At 52.0% G+C, this 16,952-nt stretch carries 20 protein-coding genes; 11 read left to right on the top strand and 9 right to left on the bottom strand.

Translation table 11 applies throughout. The features are described 5' to 3' along the window. Positions 1-9 precede the first annotated feature (9 nt). On the bottom strand, positions 10-1,131 hold the full coding sequence (gene anmK / locus HA51_RS19425; protein WP_084936230.1) for an anhydro-N-acetylmuramic acid kinase: 1,122 nt from the start codon (positions 1,129-1,131) through the stop codon (positions 10-12). Positions 1,132-1,416: 285 nt separating this feature from the next. Here anmK and slyB point away from each other — a divergent pair, with 285 nt between their 5' ends. Further along, the gene (slyB, locus tag HA51_RS19430) at positions 1,417-1,884 is read left to right on the top strand and encodes an outer membrane lipoprotein SlyB (RefSeq protein WP_034821586.1); all 468 of its coding nucleotides are present in this window, start codon (positions 1,417-1,419) and stop codon (positions 1,882-1,884) included. Positions 1,885-1,925: 41 nt separating this feature from the next. On the opposite strand, the gene slyA is transcribed toward slyB, so the two are convergent. Beyond that, positions 1,926-2,363 carry a transcriptional regulator SlyA gene (slyA, locus tag HA51_RS19435; protein ID WP_039334192.1) on the bottom strand — a complete coding sequence of 146 codons (438 nt, stop codon included), beginning with the start codon at positions 2,361-2,363 and terminating at the stop codon, positions 1,926-1,928. Between the two features lie 152 nt (positions 2,364-2,515). Here slyA and HA51_RS19440 point away from each other — a divergent pair, with 152 nt between their 5' ends. From HA51_RS19440 to HA51_RS19450, 3 genes are read left to right on the top strand one after another with little or no spacing between them, the layout of a single operon-like run. Beyond that, positions 2,516-2,752, top strand: coding sequence for a DUF1656 domain-containing protein (locus tag HA51_RS19440; protein WP_084936231.1), 237 nt, complete (start codon positions 2,516-2,518; stop codon positions 2,750-2,752). Between the two features lie 6 nt (positions 2,753-2,758). Beyond that, the gene (locus HA51_RS19445) at positions 2,759-3,616 is read left to right on the top strand and encodes an efflux RND transporter periplasmic adaptor subunit (RefSeq protein WP_084936232.1); all 858 of its coding nucleotides are present in this window, start codon (positions 2,759-2,761) and stop codon (positions 3,614-3,616) included. Between the two features lie 7 nt (positions 3,617-3,623). Further along, positions 3,624-5,624 (top strand): FUSC family protein, encoded by a 2,001-nt coding sequence (locus tag HA51_RS19450; protein WP_084936233.1) that lies wholly within the window; start codon positions 3,624-3,626, stop codon positions 5,622-5,624. On the opposite strand, the gene HA51_RS19455 is transcribed toward HA51_RS19450, so the two are convergent. The 4 genes from HA51_RS19455 to HA51_RS19470 form a co-directional block, all read right to left on the bottom strand. Then, positions 5,625-6,092: a hypothetical protein gene (locus HA51_RS19455; protein WP_084936234.1), complete on the bottom strand. Its 468-nt coding sequence runs from the start codon at positions 6,090-6,092 to the stop codon at positions 5,625-5,627. A 131-nt stretch (positions 6,093-6,223) separates the two neighbouring features. Beyond that, positions 6,224-6,742, bottom strand: a complete 519-nt coding sequence (gene sodC / locus HA51_RS19460) for a superoxide dismutase family protein (protein ID WP_084936235.1) — start codon at positions 6,740-6,742, stop codon at positions 6,224-6,226. An 81-nt stretch (positions 6,743-6,823) separates the two neighbouring features. Then, positions 6,824-7,720, bottom strand: a complete 897-nt coding sequence (locus tag HA51_RS19465; RefSeq protein ID WP_084936236.1) for an aldo/keto reductase — start codon at positions 7,718-7,720, stop codon at positions 6,824-6,826. A gap of 65 nt (positions 7,721-7,785) precedes the next feature. Continuing rightward, the gene (locus tag HA51_RS19470; protein WP_034821614.1) at positions 7,786-8,025 is read right to left on the bottom strand and encodes a DUF1289 domain-containing protein; all 240 of its coding nucleotides are present in this window, start codon (positions 8,023-8,025) and stop codon (positions 7,786-7,788) included. Between the two features lie 228 nt (positions 8,026-8,253). Between HA51_RS19470 and eptA the strand changes: the two genes are divergently transcribed. From eptA to rnt, 5 genes are all read left to right on the top strand, one after another. Further along, positions 8,254-9,891: a phosphoethanolamine transferase EptA gene (gene eptA / locus HA51_RS19475; protein ID WP_084936237.1), complete on the top strand. Its 1,638-nt coding sequence runs from the start codon at positions 8,254-8,256 to the stop codon at positions 9,889-9,891. Between the two features lie 39 nt (positions 9,892-9,930). Further along, positions 9,931-10,527: a TetR/AcrR family transcriptional regulator gene (locus HA51_RS19480; protein ID WP_084936238.1), complete on the top strand. Its 597-nt coding sequence runs from the start codon at positions 9,931-9,933 to the stop codon at positions 10,525-10,527. Positions 10,528-10,576: 49 nt separating this feature from the next. Then, complete coding sequence (gene nemA, locus HA51_RS19485) at positions 10,577-11,674, top strand: alkene reductase (RefSeq protein ID WP_084936239.1); 1,098 nt, start codon at positions 10,577-10,579, stop codon at positions 11,672-11,674. A 108-nt stretch (positions 11,675-11,782) separates the two neighbouring features. Next, a complete protein-coding gene (gene gloA, locus HA51_RS19490; protein ID WP_084936240.1) occupies positions 11,783-12,190 on the top strand; it encodes a lactoylglutathione lyase in 408 nt (135 codons plus the stop codon). 108 nt (positions 12,191-12,298) lie between these two features. Further along, entirely contained in the window at positions 12,299-12,970 is a 672-nt protein-coding gene (gene rnt, locus HA51_RS19495) for a ribonuclease T (protein WP_084936241.1), read from the top strand. 42 nt (positions 12,971-13,012) lie between these two features. Here rnt and HA51_RS19500 read toward each other — a convergent pair whose 3' ends face one another. Continuing rightward, on the bottom strand, positions 13,013-13,348 hold the full coding sequence (locus HA51_RS19500; protein ID WP_197063369.1) for a Grx4 family monothiol glutaredoxin: 336 nt from the start codon (positions 13,346-13,348) through the stop codon (positions 13,013-13,015). Positions 13,349-13,713: 365 nt separating this feature from the next. Between HA51_RS19500 and HA51_RS19505 the strand changes: the two genes are divergently transcribed. Further along, a complete protein-coding gene (locus HA51_RS19505) occupies positions 13,714-14,511 on the top strand; it encodes a C40 family peptidase (protein WP_084936242.1) in 798 nt (265 codons plus the stop codon). Positions 14,512-14,576: 65 nt separating this feature from the next. On the opposite strand, the gene cydH is transcribed toward HA51_RS19505, so the two are convergent. Next, complete coding sequence (gene cydH / locus HA51_RS26990; RefSeq protein ID WP_139810706.1) at positions 14,577-14,666, bottom strand: cytochrome bd-I oxidase subunit CydH; 90 nt, start codon at positions 14,664-14,666, stop codon at positions 14,577-14,579. A 274-nt stretch (positions 14,667-14,940) separates the two neighbouring features. Between cydH and purR the strand changes: the two genes are divergently transcribed. Continuing rightward, complete coding sequence (purR, locus tag HA51_RS19510) at positions 14,941-15,966, top strand: HTH-type transcriptional repressor PurR (RefSeq protein WP_084936243.1); 1,026 nt, start codon at positions 14,941-14,943, stop codon at positions 15,964-15,966. Here the strand turns inward: purR and punR are convergent. Further along, positions 15,963-16,874: a DNA-binding transcriptional activator PunR gene (gene punR / locus HA51_RS19515; protein WP_084936244.1), complete on the bottom strand. Its 912-nt coding sequence runs from the start codon at positions 16,872-16,874 to the stop codon at positions 15,963-15,965. The genes purR and punR overlap by 4 nt on opposite strands. Positions 16,875-16,952: the final 78 nt, after the last annotated feature.

Raw genomic sequence — 16,952 nt, forward strand, 5'->3', positions numbered from 1 at the left:
CTTTGCTCCTTAACGCGTTGCTCGGGCATTGGCCGGATAGATTGCACCCAACACACTCATTTCACGTGCGCCCGTCACGGCGGGCAAGTTGCCCGGCAAACCTGATAACGTGCGGTAAGCCAGCCAGGCAAAAGCCAGTGCTTCCATATCATCACCGCTGATACCCGCTTCGTCGGTGGTCGCTACTTCCGTACCCGGCAGATGCGCCGCCAGACGAGCCATCAATAATGGATTACGGCCACCACCGCCACAGACCAATAGACGGTCACAGCCATCATGAAGCTGCACCTGCTGCACAATAGTTAATACGGTGAGTTCACAAAGCGTAGCCTGAACATCCTGGGGTGCCAGTGCGGGAAAACGCTGCAACTGGCGCTCGACCCAGCCAAGATTGAAATATTCACGCCCGGTACTTTTCGGCGGCAATAATGCGAACCAGGGATCGTTTAACATGTCTTCCAGCAGTGCGGGCACCACCTGACCACTGCGTGCCCAGTTGGCATCTTTATCGTAGGCGAGGCCTTTGTGGCGCCAGATCCACGCATCAATCAGCATATTGCCGGGCCCAGTGTCAAAGCCCCGCACAGGCTGACCGGGTATCAGTAACGATAAGTTTGCAATGCCACCGATATTCAAGACCATGCGGCGCTCAACGCTATCCATTAATAGCGCCTGATGGAACGCGGGCACTAAGGGGGCGCCCTGCCCACCTAACGCCATATCACGACGGCGGAAATCCCCGACTACCGTAACTCCCGTCGCGGCAACGATTTGATTATTATCACCAATCTGTAGTGTGTTGGGTGCATCACTTTGCGGTTCATGCCATACCGTTTGCCCATGGCAACCAATGGCCATGATGTCGCTGGCTTCCAGCGATTGCTGTTGCATCAGAGTGAGCACAGCTTCGGCAAACAGCTTGCCCAACTGAGTGTCCAACTGGCCGAGTTGTGACAGCGTCAATGGCTGTCCTTGGCAGATTGCCAGTACCTGCTGACGGATGGCCAACGGCATTGGGTGACAGTAGCTGGCTTGCTGGGCCACCATATGGTGATCAATGGCTGCCAGCACCACGTCTACGCCATCCAGGCTGGTGCCGGACATCACGCCGATGTAGCGTCCTGATTTCATAGCGGTTCCTTACCCACGCGCGAGACTTATCTTAGACTCTGTTTAGCTTGGCAAATAATAGCGGCTAATTCTATGATAAAATTCCGTTTTTCAACTGCGCAGCACACAGCAACGCAACACAAAAATATTTTCAGCACGAAATTGAATTTTTGTTGATGGGCGATAGTCTATGCTTCGCTTCAGCCGCGTAAAATTTGGACGTAGAGTCAATTGCCAGCTTTCTGTCTTATACTCAAGCAGTAGAGGACGAGAACATGGCGTTTTTTTGCATTAAGGAGCTTTCTGATGATTAAGCGTTTTGTAGCCGTGGCACTGACCGGCCTAACGCTGGCAGGTTGTGTCAGCAATGACACCCTTTCCGGTGATGTGTATAGCGCCAATGAAGCCAAACAAGTACAAAGTGTTTCTTACGGTACTCTGGTATCGGTTCGTCCGGTTAAAATCCAGGGCGGCGATGAAAACAACGTGATTGGTGCCATTGGTGGTGCGGTACTGGGTGGTTTCCTCGGTAATACCATCGGTGGTGGCACCGGCCGTAGCCTGGCAACAGCAGGCGGTGCGGTACTGGGCGGCGTAGCAGGCCAAGGCGTTCAGGGTGCAGTGAACAAATCCGATGGTGTTGAGCTGGAAATTCGTAAAGATGATGGCAACACCATCATGGTGGTGCAGAAGCAAGCCGCTACCCGTTACTCAGTGGGCCAGCGCGTAGTCATGGCTTCCAACGGCAGCCAAGTGACCGTTTCTCCACGCTGAGTGGAAAGATAAAAAAAACCGACGCCTTAGCGTCGGTTTTTTTATTTCTCGCGGTTTTGTAACTCGAGAATGTTTTTTTCCAGTCTGGCAATCAGTGTCACCATCTGGTTGATCTCCTCCAGGCTGATGCCGGAGAGGATATCGTCCCGCGTGGCATCAATCACGCTTTCAACCTGTTCAATAATCGGCTCAGCCTGCTTGGTCAGCTTGATACGCTTAGCACGACGATCGTTGGCACAAGTCGCACGGGTGATTAACCCCTTGTCTTCCAGCTGATCCAATGTACGAACCAGTGAAGGCTGTTCGATACCGATCGCCTTCGCCAGCTGGATCTGCGACTGTTCTGGCGGAAGTTGATGAATATTGTGTAACGTCACCCAATGTGTCTGTGTCAACTCAAGCGGTTTCAAACGCTGATCAATCAAGGCACGCCAGATGCGAACCAAGCGGGACAAATCTGTTCCGAGGGGCGTATCCATTTCATCTCCTTATAATTAGCTTGCTAGCTATCTTGCCAGATTCTACACTATTCTGCGAGTTTACAGGACAAATTACAAATCTCAGGCTCGACGGCATCCTCACTCTACTACGCTCTCGTGAGGCGACCTGGGATAATGAAGGATGATGACACGTGTCGATAACCACACTTTCCGCCACCGCTCCGCTTACCGACTTGGTTTTCGGTGCCTCACTGTTCTTTCCACCCCTGTTTAAAGCGGTGCTGCTGGGGTTCTTTTTCTGGTTGCTGATTCACCCATTGCTACGCGGCTGGATCTACTCCGGTGACATCTGGCACCCCACGCTGATGGATCTTTCCCTGTTTGTTTTGTGCGTCACTGGCGCACTGTGGTTACTGAGCCTCGGATAAATCATCATGAAATTCAACCCATTTAAATACTTTTCCACTTTGGTGGTGTTTGCCTTGGCCCTGATTGCAGGATGGTGGATGTGGAACTATTACATGCAGTCGCCGTGGACACGTGATGGCAAAATCCGTGCAGAGCTGGTCGATATCACGCCTGAAGTCTCTGGCCGTATCATTGAGTTGGCGGTGCGGGATAACCAGTTTGTGCATAAAGGCGACACCTTATTAAAGATCGATCCGGTGCCTTGGCAAATTGCCCTTGATAACGCGGATGCACAGTTGGCTAAAGCACAATCCGATCTGGCTAAGGCGCAACACGAGGCCAACCGCCGCGCCAGTTTGCCGCGTAACGTGATCTCCGCCGAGGATATGGATGCCGCGCGACTCACCGCTAACGCTGCCGTCGCCACCACCAAAGCGGCGCAGGCCGGCCTTGACCAGGCTCGCTGGAATCTACAACAAACCACGATTACCGCCCCCACTGACGGTTGGATCAGCAACCTGACACTTCGTCCAGGCAATTACGCCACTGCCGGCACACCGTTGTTCGCGCTGGTGGATAGCCACTCATATTATGTGATGGGTTACTTTGAGGAGACCAAGCTGCGCCATATCCGCCCCGGCGCAGACGCGCAGATTGTGCTGTACAGCAATGGCACCCGGCTGCAGGGCAAAGTAGAGAGTATTGGCCGGGCAATTTACGACCAAAGCGTGTCAACGGACGGCGGACTGGTTCCCGATATCAAACCCAATGTGCCTTGGGTACGTTTAGCTCAGCGCGTGCCGGTGCGGATTCGCTTAGACGCCATACCCGATGATGTCCCGCTGGTGGCGGGTACCACCTGCACCATTACTATCGCGCATTGAGGTCAGGATGAACCTGCAGTGGTTAGCATGGCAAAACCTGCCGTGGGTGAAAGCAACCGGTTCACAATGGCGTTATGCGTTGCGCAACGCTATCGCGATGTGTCTGGCGCTGACCATCGCCTATGCGCTGCAACTCGATGAGCCCTACTGGGCCATGACCTCCGCGGCAGTGGTGAGCTTTCCAACCGTTGGCGGTGCCATCAGCAAAAGTCTTGGCCGCATCGTGGGCAGCCTGCTGGGTGCCACCGCTGCGCTGTTGATTGCGGGTCATACGCTGAATGAACCTTGGCTGTTTGCCTTCTTCATGGCCGGTTGGCTGGCATTCTGCACCTGGATTGCTAACCACTATCAAAACAACGTGGCCTACGCTTTTTCACTGGCGGGTTATACCGCTGCGATCATCGCCTTCAGCAGCGTGAACATTACGGATGTAACGCAGTTGTGGGACATCACCCAGGCACGCGTGTGCGAGGTCATTTCAGGCATTCTTTGCGCCGGGTTAATGATGATGATTTTACCCAGCACCTCGGATGGCAGCACCTTAATGACGTCGCTGCGACAGATGCACGCGCGCCTGCTCGACCATGCAGTACTGCTGCTACAGCAGAGCAGCACAGACAACGTGCGCACGGCACATGAGAATGTCATTAGCCAGATTCTTACGATGAACCTGCTTCGTATCCAGGCCTTCTGGAGCCATTATCGCTATCGCCGTCAGAACAATGTGTTGAACTATGTGTTGCATCAGCAGTTACGTCTAACCAGCGTCCTATCCAGTCTGCGTCGCATGTTGCTTAACTGGCCAGATGCGCCGCCAGCGCTCTATCACGCCATTCAGCAGCTACTGCATGAACTGGCGCAGCCGCAATGTGACAAATATCGTCTGGCACTGATTTTGCGCAGCGTGACCCCTGAAGCCACCGGGGATTTTCGACAACGCGCCTTTGTTCAGCGTTTGCGCTATTTCTGTTGGGTCTATTTGAATGTGAATCGCTGGATTCGCCTGATTGAGCGCGCAGATGCAGATACCCGTTTTCAACCGCCGTATGCACCTTCACTGGCACGAGAAAGCGACAGTGCTGAAGCCAGTTGGAGCGCGTTGCGCACTTTTAGCGTGATCATGCTGGGCTGTGCGTTCTGGATTGGAACGCAATGGGACGCCGGTGCCGCCGCACTGACTCTCACTGCAATTGCCTGTGTGCTTTACTCATCTGCCCCCTCACCCAGCGGCAGCGTGTCATTATTGCTGAAAACGCTGTTGTGGCTCTCTGTGTTTAGCTTCCTGCTGCAGTATGGGTTGATGGTGCAAATCAGTGCGCTTTGGCAATTTATGCTGCTGTTGTTCCCTCTCCTGCTCACTTTGCAACTGTTTAAGCTGCAGCAGAAGACACGCGCGGGTATGTGGGGCCAATTTATCGTTTTTATGGGGTCGTTTATCGCCGTGACGAATCCGCCAGACTGGGATTACCAAAGCTTTCTCAATGAGAATCTGGCGAAAGTGTGTGGTGTATTGCTGGCGTGGATGGCCTTTCAGGTTTTACGTCCGAGCTCCGATGCACGCCGCAGCCGTCGTCATATTCGTGCGTTACGCCATGCCTTTCTGGATCAATTGCGTCGTCATCCACGATTGAGCGAGAGCCATTTTGAATCGCAGATTTATCACCACATCAGCCAATTGAGTCAAAGCCGCGATGAGCAGGCGCGGGTTTGGCTACTGCGTTGGGGGGTAGTACTCCTTAACTGTTCACATATCGTCTGGCAACTGCGCGATTGGCAGCCAGCCTCAGCCACTCTGGCACAAGTGCGCGACAGCAGCTTGCAAGATCTGCAACGCATCATGAGCCTGCGTGGTGTACGCCATGCTTCACTGCAGGCGACTCTCGACGAGCTGGAGGCGATGATTGCGCAACTACAGCTTCAGCCAGACAGTGAAACCAACACCCTCGCAGGTATCCTGTGGCGGCTGCGCTGCTCACTGGCACAATTGAGTCAGGCCGTACCCGATTGATTATTGGCAGTACTGCGTCATTTGACGGTTAAAATCGTCTTGCAACTGCTGTAAGGTTTTCTGCCCTTCAAAGCGCGTTTTGTCCTGATCGGTCATCGGTTCAATCACCAGCGCTTTCTCTTCTGATGAGTAAATGAAGCGGCGATTGATCATCGTGCCGGTAAAGCTTTTACCCTCAATGCCACCGCACACCGTGGTGAGAGCCCGGTGGAACGTTTCGCTGTGAGTGAAGTTGGTTTCAGTGGCACTGCGCAGTACATTCTGGCAACCCTTGGCTTCCAACTGTTCAACCGTGCGCTGCGTGAGCCATTCGCGGCCTCGCGCAATACTTTCACAACTGGCGCGCAGTGGATTGGTATCGATGGTGCGCTGCAGTTGCCGGCTGGCATCTAATCTGAGCTGCGTATCGTTAGGTTGATCGCATCCTGCCAACATAAAACATAACAGCAAAATCCCACGCGCTTTCATTCCGGCCCCTGAAAGGTTCTATTCCTGAATCAACATCATAGGATGGATAGCGTGCGGAGTGTAGCGGGAAAGTGGGTCAGAATTTTTCATCGGCAAGAGACAGGCGGCAGAACATCCTGCCGCCTGTAAGATCAAATCACACCACAGGCAAAACGCGCGCCACCCCCGCCCAGCGGTTGTGGATGGTCGGCATGATTATCGCCACCGACATGCACCATCAACGCCTTACCCTTAACTTCACTCAGCGATTTAATGCGCGGTGCGACGACGGGATAATCGGCTTTACCCTCATCAGTCACATAAATAGCAGGCAGATCACCTAAGTGTCCATCGGCGTAGGGCCCAAGATGTTTGCCGGTATTTTGCGGATCAAGATGCCCCCCTGCCGCACCCGCCGCGACAGTTTTGCCATCCGAGGTGCCGGGTTCACAACTGCCTTTGGCATGCACATGGAAGCCGTGAACACCCGGTTTGAGCCCGCTCAATGCGGGTGCGAATTGCAGACCATACGGCGTCTCACTGATGGTCACTTTGCCAATCGAGGCACCAATACCTTGCGCCGTGACCTGATGCAATGTCACCTCTTCAGAGGCGGCCTGCGCCCCCAAGGCAGTGGCCAATGCTACTGCGGCAATCAGGATTCTCTTCATAACGTCTCCTTACGGTTGAAATGCCTTGTAAGCCTGGACAGGAAAACGCCAGGCTGCCGTAATTTGACGTTGTTTTACGCTTCAGGGCACATCATAACCGAGCGCCTCTTTGCGAATACGGAACCACTGCTGGCGATTTAGCGTGAGCTGGCAGGCACCTACGGCTTCTGTGACGCGTGTGGTTTTACCTGAACCGATAATTGGCAATGGTCGGCTAGGCAACTTCATAATCCATGCATACACCACCTGTTCAATGCTGCTGGCCCCGATTTCCTGCTTAACCTGCTCAAGTTCATCACGCAAGGGTTGGTAGTGCGGATCATTAAACAAACGCCCGCCCCCAAGACATGACCACGCCATCGGTCGCATGCGTACCTGCTGGCACTGGTCAAGTGTGCCGTCGAGAATACTGGACTGCTCAAGCGGAGAAATCTCCAGTTGATTGGTGACGAGGCTAAAGGGCAGACGCGACTGCAGCAGTGTAAACTGAGTTGGCGTGAAGTTAGACACACCAAAATGACGCACTTTTCCACTTTGATGCAGCGCCATAAAGGCTTCTGCTATCTCATCAGCATCCATCAAAGGGTCTGGACGGTGAATCAATAACAGATCGAGATAATCGGTGCTGAAATGGCGTAAAGAGTTTTCGGCACTGTGCAGGATGTGGCTGGCTTCGGTAATGTAATGCCCGATCTGATGCTCGGGTTTAGCACGCGTGGCAATACCGCATTTGGTGACAATTTGCAGTTTTTCACGCAATGCCGGTGCCAGACGCAACGCATCGCCAAATGCGGCCTCACAGCCATAATCGCCATAAATATCGGCATGATCGACAGTGCTAATACCAAGTGACAAATGATGTTCGATAAAGACGACAAGCTGTTGCGGTGTCATCCCCCACTCGAGCAAACGCCAGTAACCCACAATCAATGGTGAAAAAGAGGGGCCCTGCGGAGCGATAGTTTGCGGTTGTAACATCGTTAAACTCCCTTGAACGCAAATCCGAAACCGGGAGTATAACGGAAAGACAAATCGTCGTTTTCTTAAAACAGCGACGGCTGTTCTGGATCATGATTCTCATCGACTTTTTGCTGCCGATGTAGCCGTAGCCAACGCTGGCGGCACAAACGCAATACATCACGCTTTTGTGCATCGGTGAATTTCATCCAGTTAAAACGTTCCTCCCGGCTACGTAGGCAACCGCGACAATAACCGCGAGCGTCACTCTGACAAATGCCGCGACATGGGCTGGGAACCGGGAAAAACTCTAATTGTTCGGCCACATCAACTCCGGGTTTAACAACAAGCTTCTTATTGATAACAGCTTCGTGACATTGTTCAAAGCCTATACGCAATTTGCCTGAATTTCACCCACCCAGCACTTCAGTCATGTATTTTTACCAATCATATCCCTTTCTAATCCGCTGAATTGCTAGTGTTTAGCAAGTGTTAAGGTTTTCCTCATATTGAATTCATACGATTGTCACATTCCACCCAGTTATTGAGCTTTCATGAAATTGCCGATTAGACTCCAGTGCCATACCAGTAGCTTTAATCTGATTGCCGCCCTGTTTTTTACCTTAATACTCAATGCCTTGTTCTTGCTACGCGCATGGGAAATTATCCCCTACGATCGTTTGCATGACTATTTATTCGCGGCCAGTATCCCAGTGGTACTAGCCGCTGCTTTCTATTTGATCTTTTCACTGCTGGCCTGGCCCTATGTCCGCAAACCGTTGCTGATTGTGTTGGTGTTGGCGAGTGCTGCCGCTAACTATTTCATGCATAGCTTTGGCACGGTTATCGACACCAACATGATTCAAAACGTGTTTGAGTCGGATGCGCAAGAAGCAGGGGCACTGGTCAGCAGCAGCTATGTGGCGTGGATGGTTCTGATGGGCATCGTGCCCGTTGCGGTGATTTTTTTGGTGCGCATTAAAACCGGACAGCGCTGGTGGTGGAGTCTGCTACAGCGCTTAGCAGGCGCGCTGGGGGCTATTTTGCTCATTCTGCTGATGGCCGTGCTGTTTTATAAAGATTACGCTTCGCTGATCCGTAATAACAAAGGATTGGTCAAAATGATCACGCCCGCCAATATCGTGAGTGGCACCGGGCACTACGTTGACGAACGTTACTTGCAAGGTAGCCAGGCGTTGGTCAAAATCGGCCAGGATGCGAAAAAAGGCCCGCTGATCAGCACTGAGCAGAAGAAAACGCTGGTGGTATTAGTGGTGGGAGAAACGGGGCGTGCAGAGAACTTTTCACTGGGCGGTTATGCCCGTGAAACGAATCCCGAACTGAGAAAACAGCAGGTTATCTATTATCCCGATACCAGTTCATGTGGCACCGAGACCGCCATTTCCGTGCCCTGCATGTTCTCCAATATGCCGCGTGAACATTATGATGCCAATCTGGCCCATCATCAGGAAGGTGTGCTGGACATCCTGGCACACGCTGGCGTCAGTGTGTTGTGGCGTGAGAATGATGGTGGCTGTAAAGGTGCCTGCGACCGTGTGCCGCATACGGATATGACGCAATGGAAATTGCCTCAATATTGTCATGATGGCTTCTGTCTTGATGATGTGCTGCTTCACCGTTTCGATAACTACGTGGATAGCCTGCACAATGACGGAATTATCGTGCTGCATCAGATGGGCAGCCACGGTCCGGCGTACTACCAGCGCTATCCCGCATCTTTCCGTCGTTTCACACCGACCTGTGACAGCAATCAGATTCAAGACTGTGATCATCAGGCACTGGTGAATACTTACGATAACTCGCTGTTGTACACCGACGACATGGTAAGTCGCACCATTGATAAGCTGAAAGCGTTAAGTGATCGTTTCAATGTGGCGCTGATCTATCTCTCCGATCATGGTGAGTCACTGGGTGAACATGGGATGTATTTGCACGGTGCGCCTTATGTGTTTGCTCCTTCGCAGCAGACTCACATCCCCCTGCTGATGTGGATGTCGTCGGGCTATGCCGCCGCTTATCACATTGATGAGACCTGTTTGCGTCAGCAAGCAGCAAAAGAAAAAGTGTCGCAAGATAATCTTTTCCATACGGTTTTAGGTCTATTCAATGTCCAGACACAGGAATATCAACCTCAATTGGATATGATCAGATCGTGCCAAAATGCCGCCTAGTATTTGCATTAGACCGACCGGTCTAATATTCTGCTCGCCATGAACAAGACTGTGCAACGCAACGAAACCCGTGAACATCTGCTCGCTACTGGCGAGCAGGTTTGCCTGCAACGCGGTTTTACCGGAATGGGCCTGAGCGAGATGCTGGCGCTGGCGGAAGTGCCGAAAGGCTCGTTTTACCATTACTTTCGTTCGAAAGAAGCCTTTGGTGTGGCGCTCCTGGAGCGCTACTTCAGCCATTATCTCGAGCAGATTGAACAGCAGCTTAACCAGCCGGGGCTTTCTGCGCGTGCACGATTGCTCAACCATTTCCGTTATGGTGAAACGCTGTTTATCGAGCAGGGTCACATTGTCGGTTGTCTCGGCGTGAAACTGTCGGCAGAAGTGTGTGACCTGTCGGAACCGATGCGCGATGCGTTACAGCATGGTGCATCGGCCATGATAGCGGCCTATGCGCACTGTCTTACCGAAATGGCCGCTGAGCAAGATTTACCCTTTGGGCAAACACCGCAACAACTTGCACAACGCTGTTATTTGTTATGGCTGGGTGCCAGTTTGCAGAGCAAAATTTCCCGTGAGCCAGGCCCTATCAGTCTGGCACTCGAAACCATCGAACAGTGGCTAAGTGGCCACTGATTTTTAAAAACCTTAGTTTCTAGACGACCGGTCTATTACAGGAGTCATCATGGCGAGTAAACAACTGTTCTCCCCGCTTAAAGTGGGTGCGATTACCGTACCAAACCGCGTATTTATGGCCCCACTCACGCGTCTGCGTAGCATTGAGCCGGGCGATATCCCTACTCCGCTGATGGCAGAGTATTATCAGCAACGCGCCAGTGCCGGTCTGATCATCACCGAAGCAACGCAAATCTCTTTCCAGGCGAAAGGTTATGCGGGTGCGCCAGGGTTGCATACCCCTGATCAAATCGCCGCATGGAAACTGATCAACGAGAGCATTCATGCTGCTCAGGGTCATAGCGCCGTGCAGTTATGGCACACCGGACGCATTTCACATCACACCGTGCAGCCAGAAGGCAAAGCGCCCGTCGCGCCTTCAGCGCTGGTAGCCGGTACACGCACCTCGCTGCGTGCCGCTGATGGCAGCGTGTATCGTGAAGATACGTCCTTGCCACGTGAACTGAGCGTGGACGAGATCCAGCAAATTGTGAAAGATTTCGGCCAGGCCGCAGCCAATGCACGCGATGCGAATTTTGATTTACTGGAACTGCACTCCGCGCACGGCTATCTGATGCATCAGTTCCTGGCACCAGGTTCCAACCAGCGTACCGATGAATACGGTGGTTCCATCCAGAAGCGTGGCCGTTTTGCGCTGGAAGTGGTGGATGCCGCCATTGCAAATTGGTCAGCCGATCGTATCGGTATTCGTGTATCGCCGATTGGGGCGTTCCAGAATCTTGAAAATGGCCCAGATGAAGAGGAAGCCGCACTGTGGTACATCGCGGAATTGGGCAAACGCGGGATTGCTTACCTGCACCTGTCCGAACCTGACTGGGCCGGCGGTCAGCCTTATAGCGATGCTTTCCGTGAGAAAGTGCGTGCTATCTTCCCTGGTGTGATCATTGGTGCCGGTGCTTATACTGTTGAGAAAGCGGATGATCTGATTGCACGAGGGCTGATCGATGCGGTGGCCTTTGGCCGTGACTTCATCGCCAACCCGGATTTGGTGGCGCGTTTACAGCAAGACGCACCGTTGAATCCACAGCGTCCGGAAAGCTTCTACGGTGGCGGCGCTGAAGGCTACACCGATTATCCAACCCTGTAATAAGAGACTGCCGCACCGGATGTGCGGCAGTGCTGTTTCTTAAGGGCGTTAACTGGCTATACTTGATAGTCTTTGTCATTCCCTGATGACTTTTAAAAAGAGGATGTTATGCGTTTACTTCATACCATGTTACGCGTTGGCGATCTGCAGCGTTCAATCGACTTTTATACCCGTGTGCTGGGCATGCGCGTACTGCGTCAGAGCGAAAATACCGAATACAAATACACCCTGGCATTTGTGGGCTACACCGAAGAGAGTGAAGGTGCAGTGATTGAGCTGACCTATAACTGGGGTGTCGAGAAATACGATCTGGGCAATGCTTATGGTCACATCGCGCTGGGCGTAGATAACGTCGCGGAAACCTGTGAACGTATCCGCAGTATTGGCGGCAACGTCACCCGTGAAGCGGGTCCGGTTAAGGGTGGCACCACCATTATTGCGTTTGTGGAAGATCCTGATGGCTATAAAATCGAGCTGATTGAAAACAAACACGCCGGTCACGGCCTCGGCAATTAATGCCGTTTGTCAGCCTGCTAATTTGCAGGCTGACTTCCCTCTCCTGCTGCACCCTTCCGTAATTTTTGCCATAATGCGCGCTGCCCCATTTCTAGCTATGAGATCCTGATGTCTGATTCGAACGCCTTAAACGCTCTCCATCAACGTTTCCGTGGTTTTTATCCTGTGGTTATTGATGTCGAAACCGCCGGTTTCAATGCTCAAACTGATGCGCTGCTGGAAATTGCGGCCACCACGCTCAAGATGGATGAGGACGGTTGGCTACACCGTGATGAGACGCTGCACTTTCATGTGGAACCGTTCGAAGGCGCGATTCTTAATCCCGCAGCACTGGCTTTTACCGGCATCGACCCTACCAACCCATTGCGCGGTGCCGTGAGTGAATATGAAGCGCTACATGCCATCTTTAAAATGGTGCGCAAAGGCACCAAAGATCATGGCTGTAATCGCGCCATTATTGTGGCGCACAACGCGACATTCGATCTGAATTTCGTCATGGCGGCCGCTGAGCGCGCCAGCCTGAAACGCAATCCGTTTCATCCGTTTGCCACCTTTGATACGGCAGCATTGAGCGGGTTGGTTCTCGGTCAGACCGTGCTCGCCAAGGCGTGTAAAGCGGCGGGAATGGATTTTGATAGTACCCAGGCACACTCAGCGCTGTATGACACCGAGCAAACGGCTACGCTGTTTTGTGAGTTGGTGAATCGCTGGAAACGATTAGGCGGCTGGCCGTTAGCGTTCACTGATGAACAGACGGAAGAAGACGACGCATCATCTTGATTGATGACCAAAGAAAAGGCCGACAGATGTCGGCCTTCGCAATTATTCCGCTTCTTTGTATTTCTCAGCGGTTTCTTTTAACAGCGGCTGCAATTCACCACGCTGGAACATCTCAACGATGATATCGCATCCGCCCACCAGCTCACCATCAACCCACAGTTGCGGGAACGTTGGCCAGTTAGCGATTTTTGGCAGTTCTGCACGGATATCCGGGTTCTGCAGGATATCCACATACGCGAAGCGCTCACCACAGGCAGAGAGTGCCTGCACAGCCTGGGCAGAGAAACCGCAGCTTGGCAGTTTCGGCGAACCTTTCATATACAGCAGGATCGGATTTTCTGCGATCTGGCGCTGAATTTTTTCAACAGTACTCATTATTGCCTTCCTTAATGCTTCACTTCGTGTTTGTTTATTGTAGCGACTTCAGGCCCGCACTGAAAACGGGATTTTGCGTTCACGTTATGCCGATCGCCATGTTTGTTAAGTCCAGTCGCCTTAAATAACATTTTCATATCATTAGCAAGCATGAATAAATTAATAATTAGCAATAATTACGCTGCGTTAACCAGCTGAAATCGCTCATTTTCACGGCAAAAAAAGTCGAGTAACAGATTAATAGAAAAAGGCCTTACCTTTTAGAAAAAAAGTGGATTAGAATTGCTTCGGCGCTGATCGTTGATCAGATTTCTCTTACTTAGCCGCAGCCTGTTTCTCTACCAGACTGCTTAACTTGTAACCGGACTATGCGTTTACTGATTACGCTTTTCATACTGGCTTTCGCCCAACTGTTCTTTAATGTGGCTTCTGCGTCACCGCATGCACCCGTTAATGCCAGTTTGCACAATGCTGAGAAAAAAGGTGCGCGTGAAGATGAGCGCCGCAAGCGACGCCCGGTTAAAACAACGGCTAAGAAGTCTCGCCTGTCGTCCGTGCACAAGACAGTGCAGAAACTGAAGCTGAAAAAACAAACTAAAACTGAGACTGCGTTACACAAAACCACCCGCAAAAAAAGCCTGCTGAAATCCCCAGCTAAAAAGTACGGCCATCAACGTTTAGCAAAAAAGTTGCCTGAGTTGGATGATGAAACCCAGGAATTAACTGGCATCAGAATGAGCAAATCGCACCGCCAGCGTTATCAAAAGGCACGTGCTACTGCGATGAATAAATTGATGGGACAACTGGGTAAACCTTATCAGTGGGGCGGCACCTCACCGAATACAGGATTCGATTGCAGTGGCTTGGTGTGGTACGCCTACAAAGATTTGGTCAAATATAAATTCCCGCGCACCGCGAATGAAATGTATCACTTGCACGATGCGGCACCCATCAAGCGTCAAATGCTGGAGAAAGGGGATCTGGTGTTTTTCCGCATTAACAATCGCGGTGCAGCTGACCATGTTGGAGTTTATCTTGGCGATGGCAAATTTATTCAGTCGCCACGCACCGGCAAAGATATCCAGATTAGCGCTTTAGGTGAAGATTATTGGCAAAAACACTATGTCGGCGCACGCCGCATGATGACACCAAAAACCATTCGCTAGTTGTTGCGCAACACATAAAAAAGCCGGACGCTGAATCAGCTCCGGCTTTTTTTATGCCATTTTTATTAATGAAGAATGGCCGTAAAGCTAAAAGCGACAATCATTAACAGTGCGCCAACCGTGGTCATTAGCGCCAGCTTCATGTCTGTACTCATCACTGCTCCTTAGTCACACACTTATTGTGGTTAAAACAATTTTCGCACAGCGCTAGGCAAAAATCTCGTGTTATCCGCGCCAGCTTGCTAGAATCGCCGCCTTTCGTTGCGCAACCGATTTTGCGCATGCTGTATTTACAGCCTGCTGAAGTGATTTTCTCTGCCTGAACAGGCAGTATTGACCCGCATTTTCGGGCGCAAAAACCTTCGCAGACGCAAACGTTTAACCATATACTTATCAGTACGTTGCGATAAGCCGGGGAGTACCTTTTTCATGGCAACAATTAAAGATGTAGCAAAGCGCGCTGGTGTCTCTACCACCACGGTTTCGCATGTCATCAACAAAACGCGTTTTGTCGCAGAAGAGACGCGTAACGCCGTCTGGGAAGCAATTAAAGAATTGCACTATTCCCCCAGCGCTGTCGCGCGAAGCTTAAAAGTGAATCACACCAAGACACTGGGTTTATTGGCGACCTCCAGCGAAGCACCCTACTTTGCCGAAATCATTGAAGCGGTTGAGAACCACTGTTTCGAGCGTGGCTATACGTTGATTCTTGGTAACGCGCATAACGATTTGCAGAAACAGCGGGCTTATCTCTCCATGATGGCGCAGAAGCGCGTAGATGGTCTGTTGGTGATGTGTTCTGAATATCCCGATGACCTCCTGCAGATGCTGGAAGAGAACCGTAATATCCCTATGGTGGTGATGGATTGGGGCGCTTCGCGCGGTGATTTCACCGATACCGTGCAGGATAACGCTTTCCACGGCGGCTATCTGGCGGGACGTTACCTGATCGAACGTGGTCATCGTGATATCGGCGCTATTCCGGGCCAGATGGAGCGCAACACGGGTGGTGGTCGCCATGCTGGGTTTATGCAGGCGATGAATGAAGCCGGAATCACTGTGCGCTCAGAGTGGATCGTGCAAGGTGACTTTGAACCTGAGTCCGGTTATCAGGCTATGCAGCAGATTCTCAACCAGAAACAGCGGCCCACCGCCGTATTCTGCGGCGGTGACATTATGGCAATGGGGGCAATTTGCGCGGCCGATGAAATGGGCTTACGCGTACCGCAGGACATTTCAGTGATTGGCTACGATAACGTGCGCAACGCGCGTTACTTCACACCCGCACTGACCACCGTGCACCAGCCAAAAGCACAGTTAGGTGAAAAAGCACTCGAGATGCTGTTGGATCGTATTACCAGCAAGCGTGAAGAGCCGCAAACTATCGAAGTGCAGCCAACATTGATAGAGCGCCGCTCGGTAACCGATGGTCCTTTCCGCGACTACCGCCGCTAAGTCCTATTTTCGCTGAGCCATTCATGGTTCAGCGTTTCGGCATCCCCAAGGTAAGCCAGCAACCACGTGAGCGCCGGTGAAGCACGCTGTTCTGACCAACTGACGCAGCAGGGGCTCTCTGGAAACGGCTGCGGAAGCGTCAGTTCAACTAACATTCCCTTGTCCAGCAAGGGTCGTGCTAAATGCCCCGGCACCATGCCTACGCATAAACCGGCTTGCAGGCAATCTATCCCGGTTTCCCATTCCGGCACCACTAAACGCCGCTGATTATCCAGCGTCCAGGTCATACGTCGCGGAAGCGCACGTGACGTATCTTCTAATACCAGTGACGGCCAAGCGCGCAAGGTCTCATCATCCAATGCTTTGCTGCCCACCAAGGGATGATCGGGACTCACAACGCAACGCCAGTTTAGGGCGCCCATGTCCTGAAACGCAAAACGCCCGCCGACCGGAATCGCCTGTGTTGCACCGATAGCGACATCAACGCGCCCATCTGCCAGTGCATCCCACACGCCGTTGAACACTTCATAACTGATGATCAGCTCCATATCCGGGAAGTGGCGATAAAAATCCTTTACCAGCTGACGCGTTCGCTGCGGTTTCACAATGCAATCCACGGCAATACTGAGTTGTCCCCGCCAGCCATTGGCCAGTTGCTGACACTGCCTACGTGTTGCCAGCATTTTTTTGATAACAGACCGCCCTTCCCGCACAAAATGCTCGCCTGCGGGGGTTAATACAACTTCCCGATGCTGGCGCTCAAACAGCGGAACGGCTAGCCAGGTCTCTAACTGACGTACGGTATAGCTGACCGCAGAAGGCACGCGGTGTAGTTCCTGCGCGGCGGCACTAAAACTGCCACTGCGAGCCACTGCATCCACCACTTCAAGCGCATATTCAGACCACATGATTTTGCCTTCAAAAATTTTAACAGCAGACCTCAAATATTAGCGTTTCACAAAGCGTGACGCACTCTTTTACACTCC

The organism is Pantoea rwandensis (assembly GCF_002095475.1).
Lineage (GTDB): Bacteria > Pseudomonadota > Gammaproteobacteria > Enterobacterales > Enterobacteriaceae > Pantoea > Pantoea rwandensis.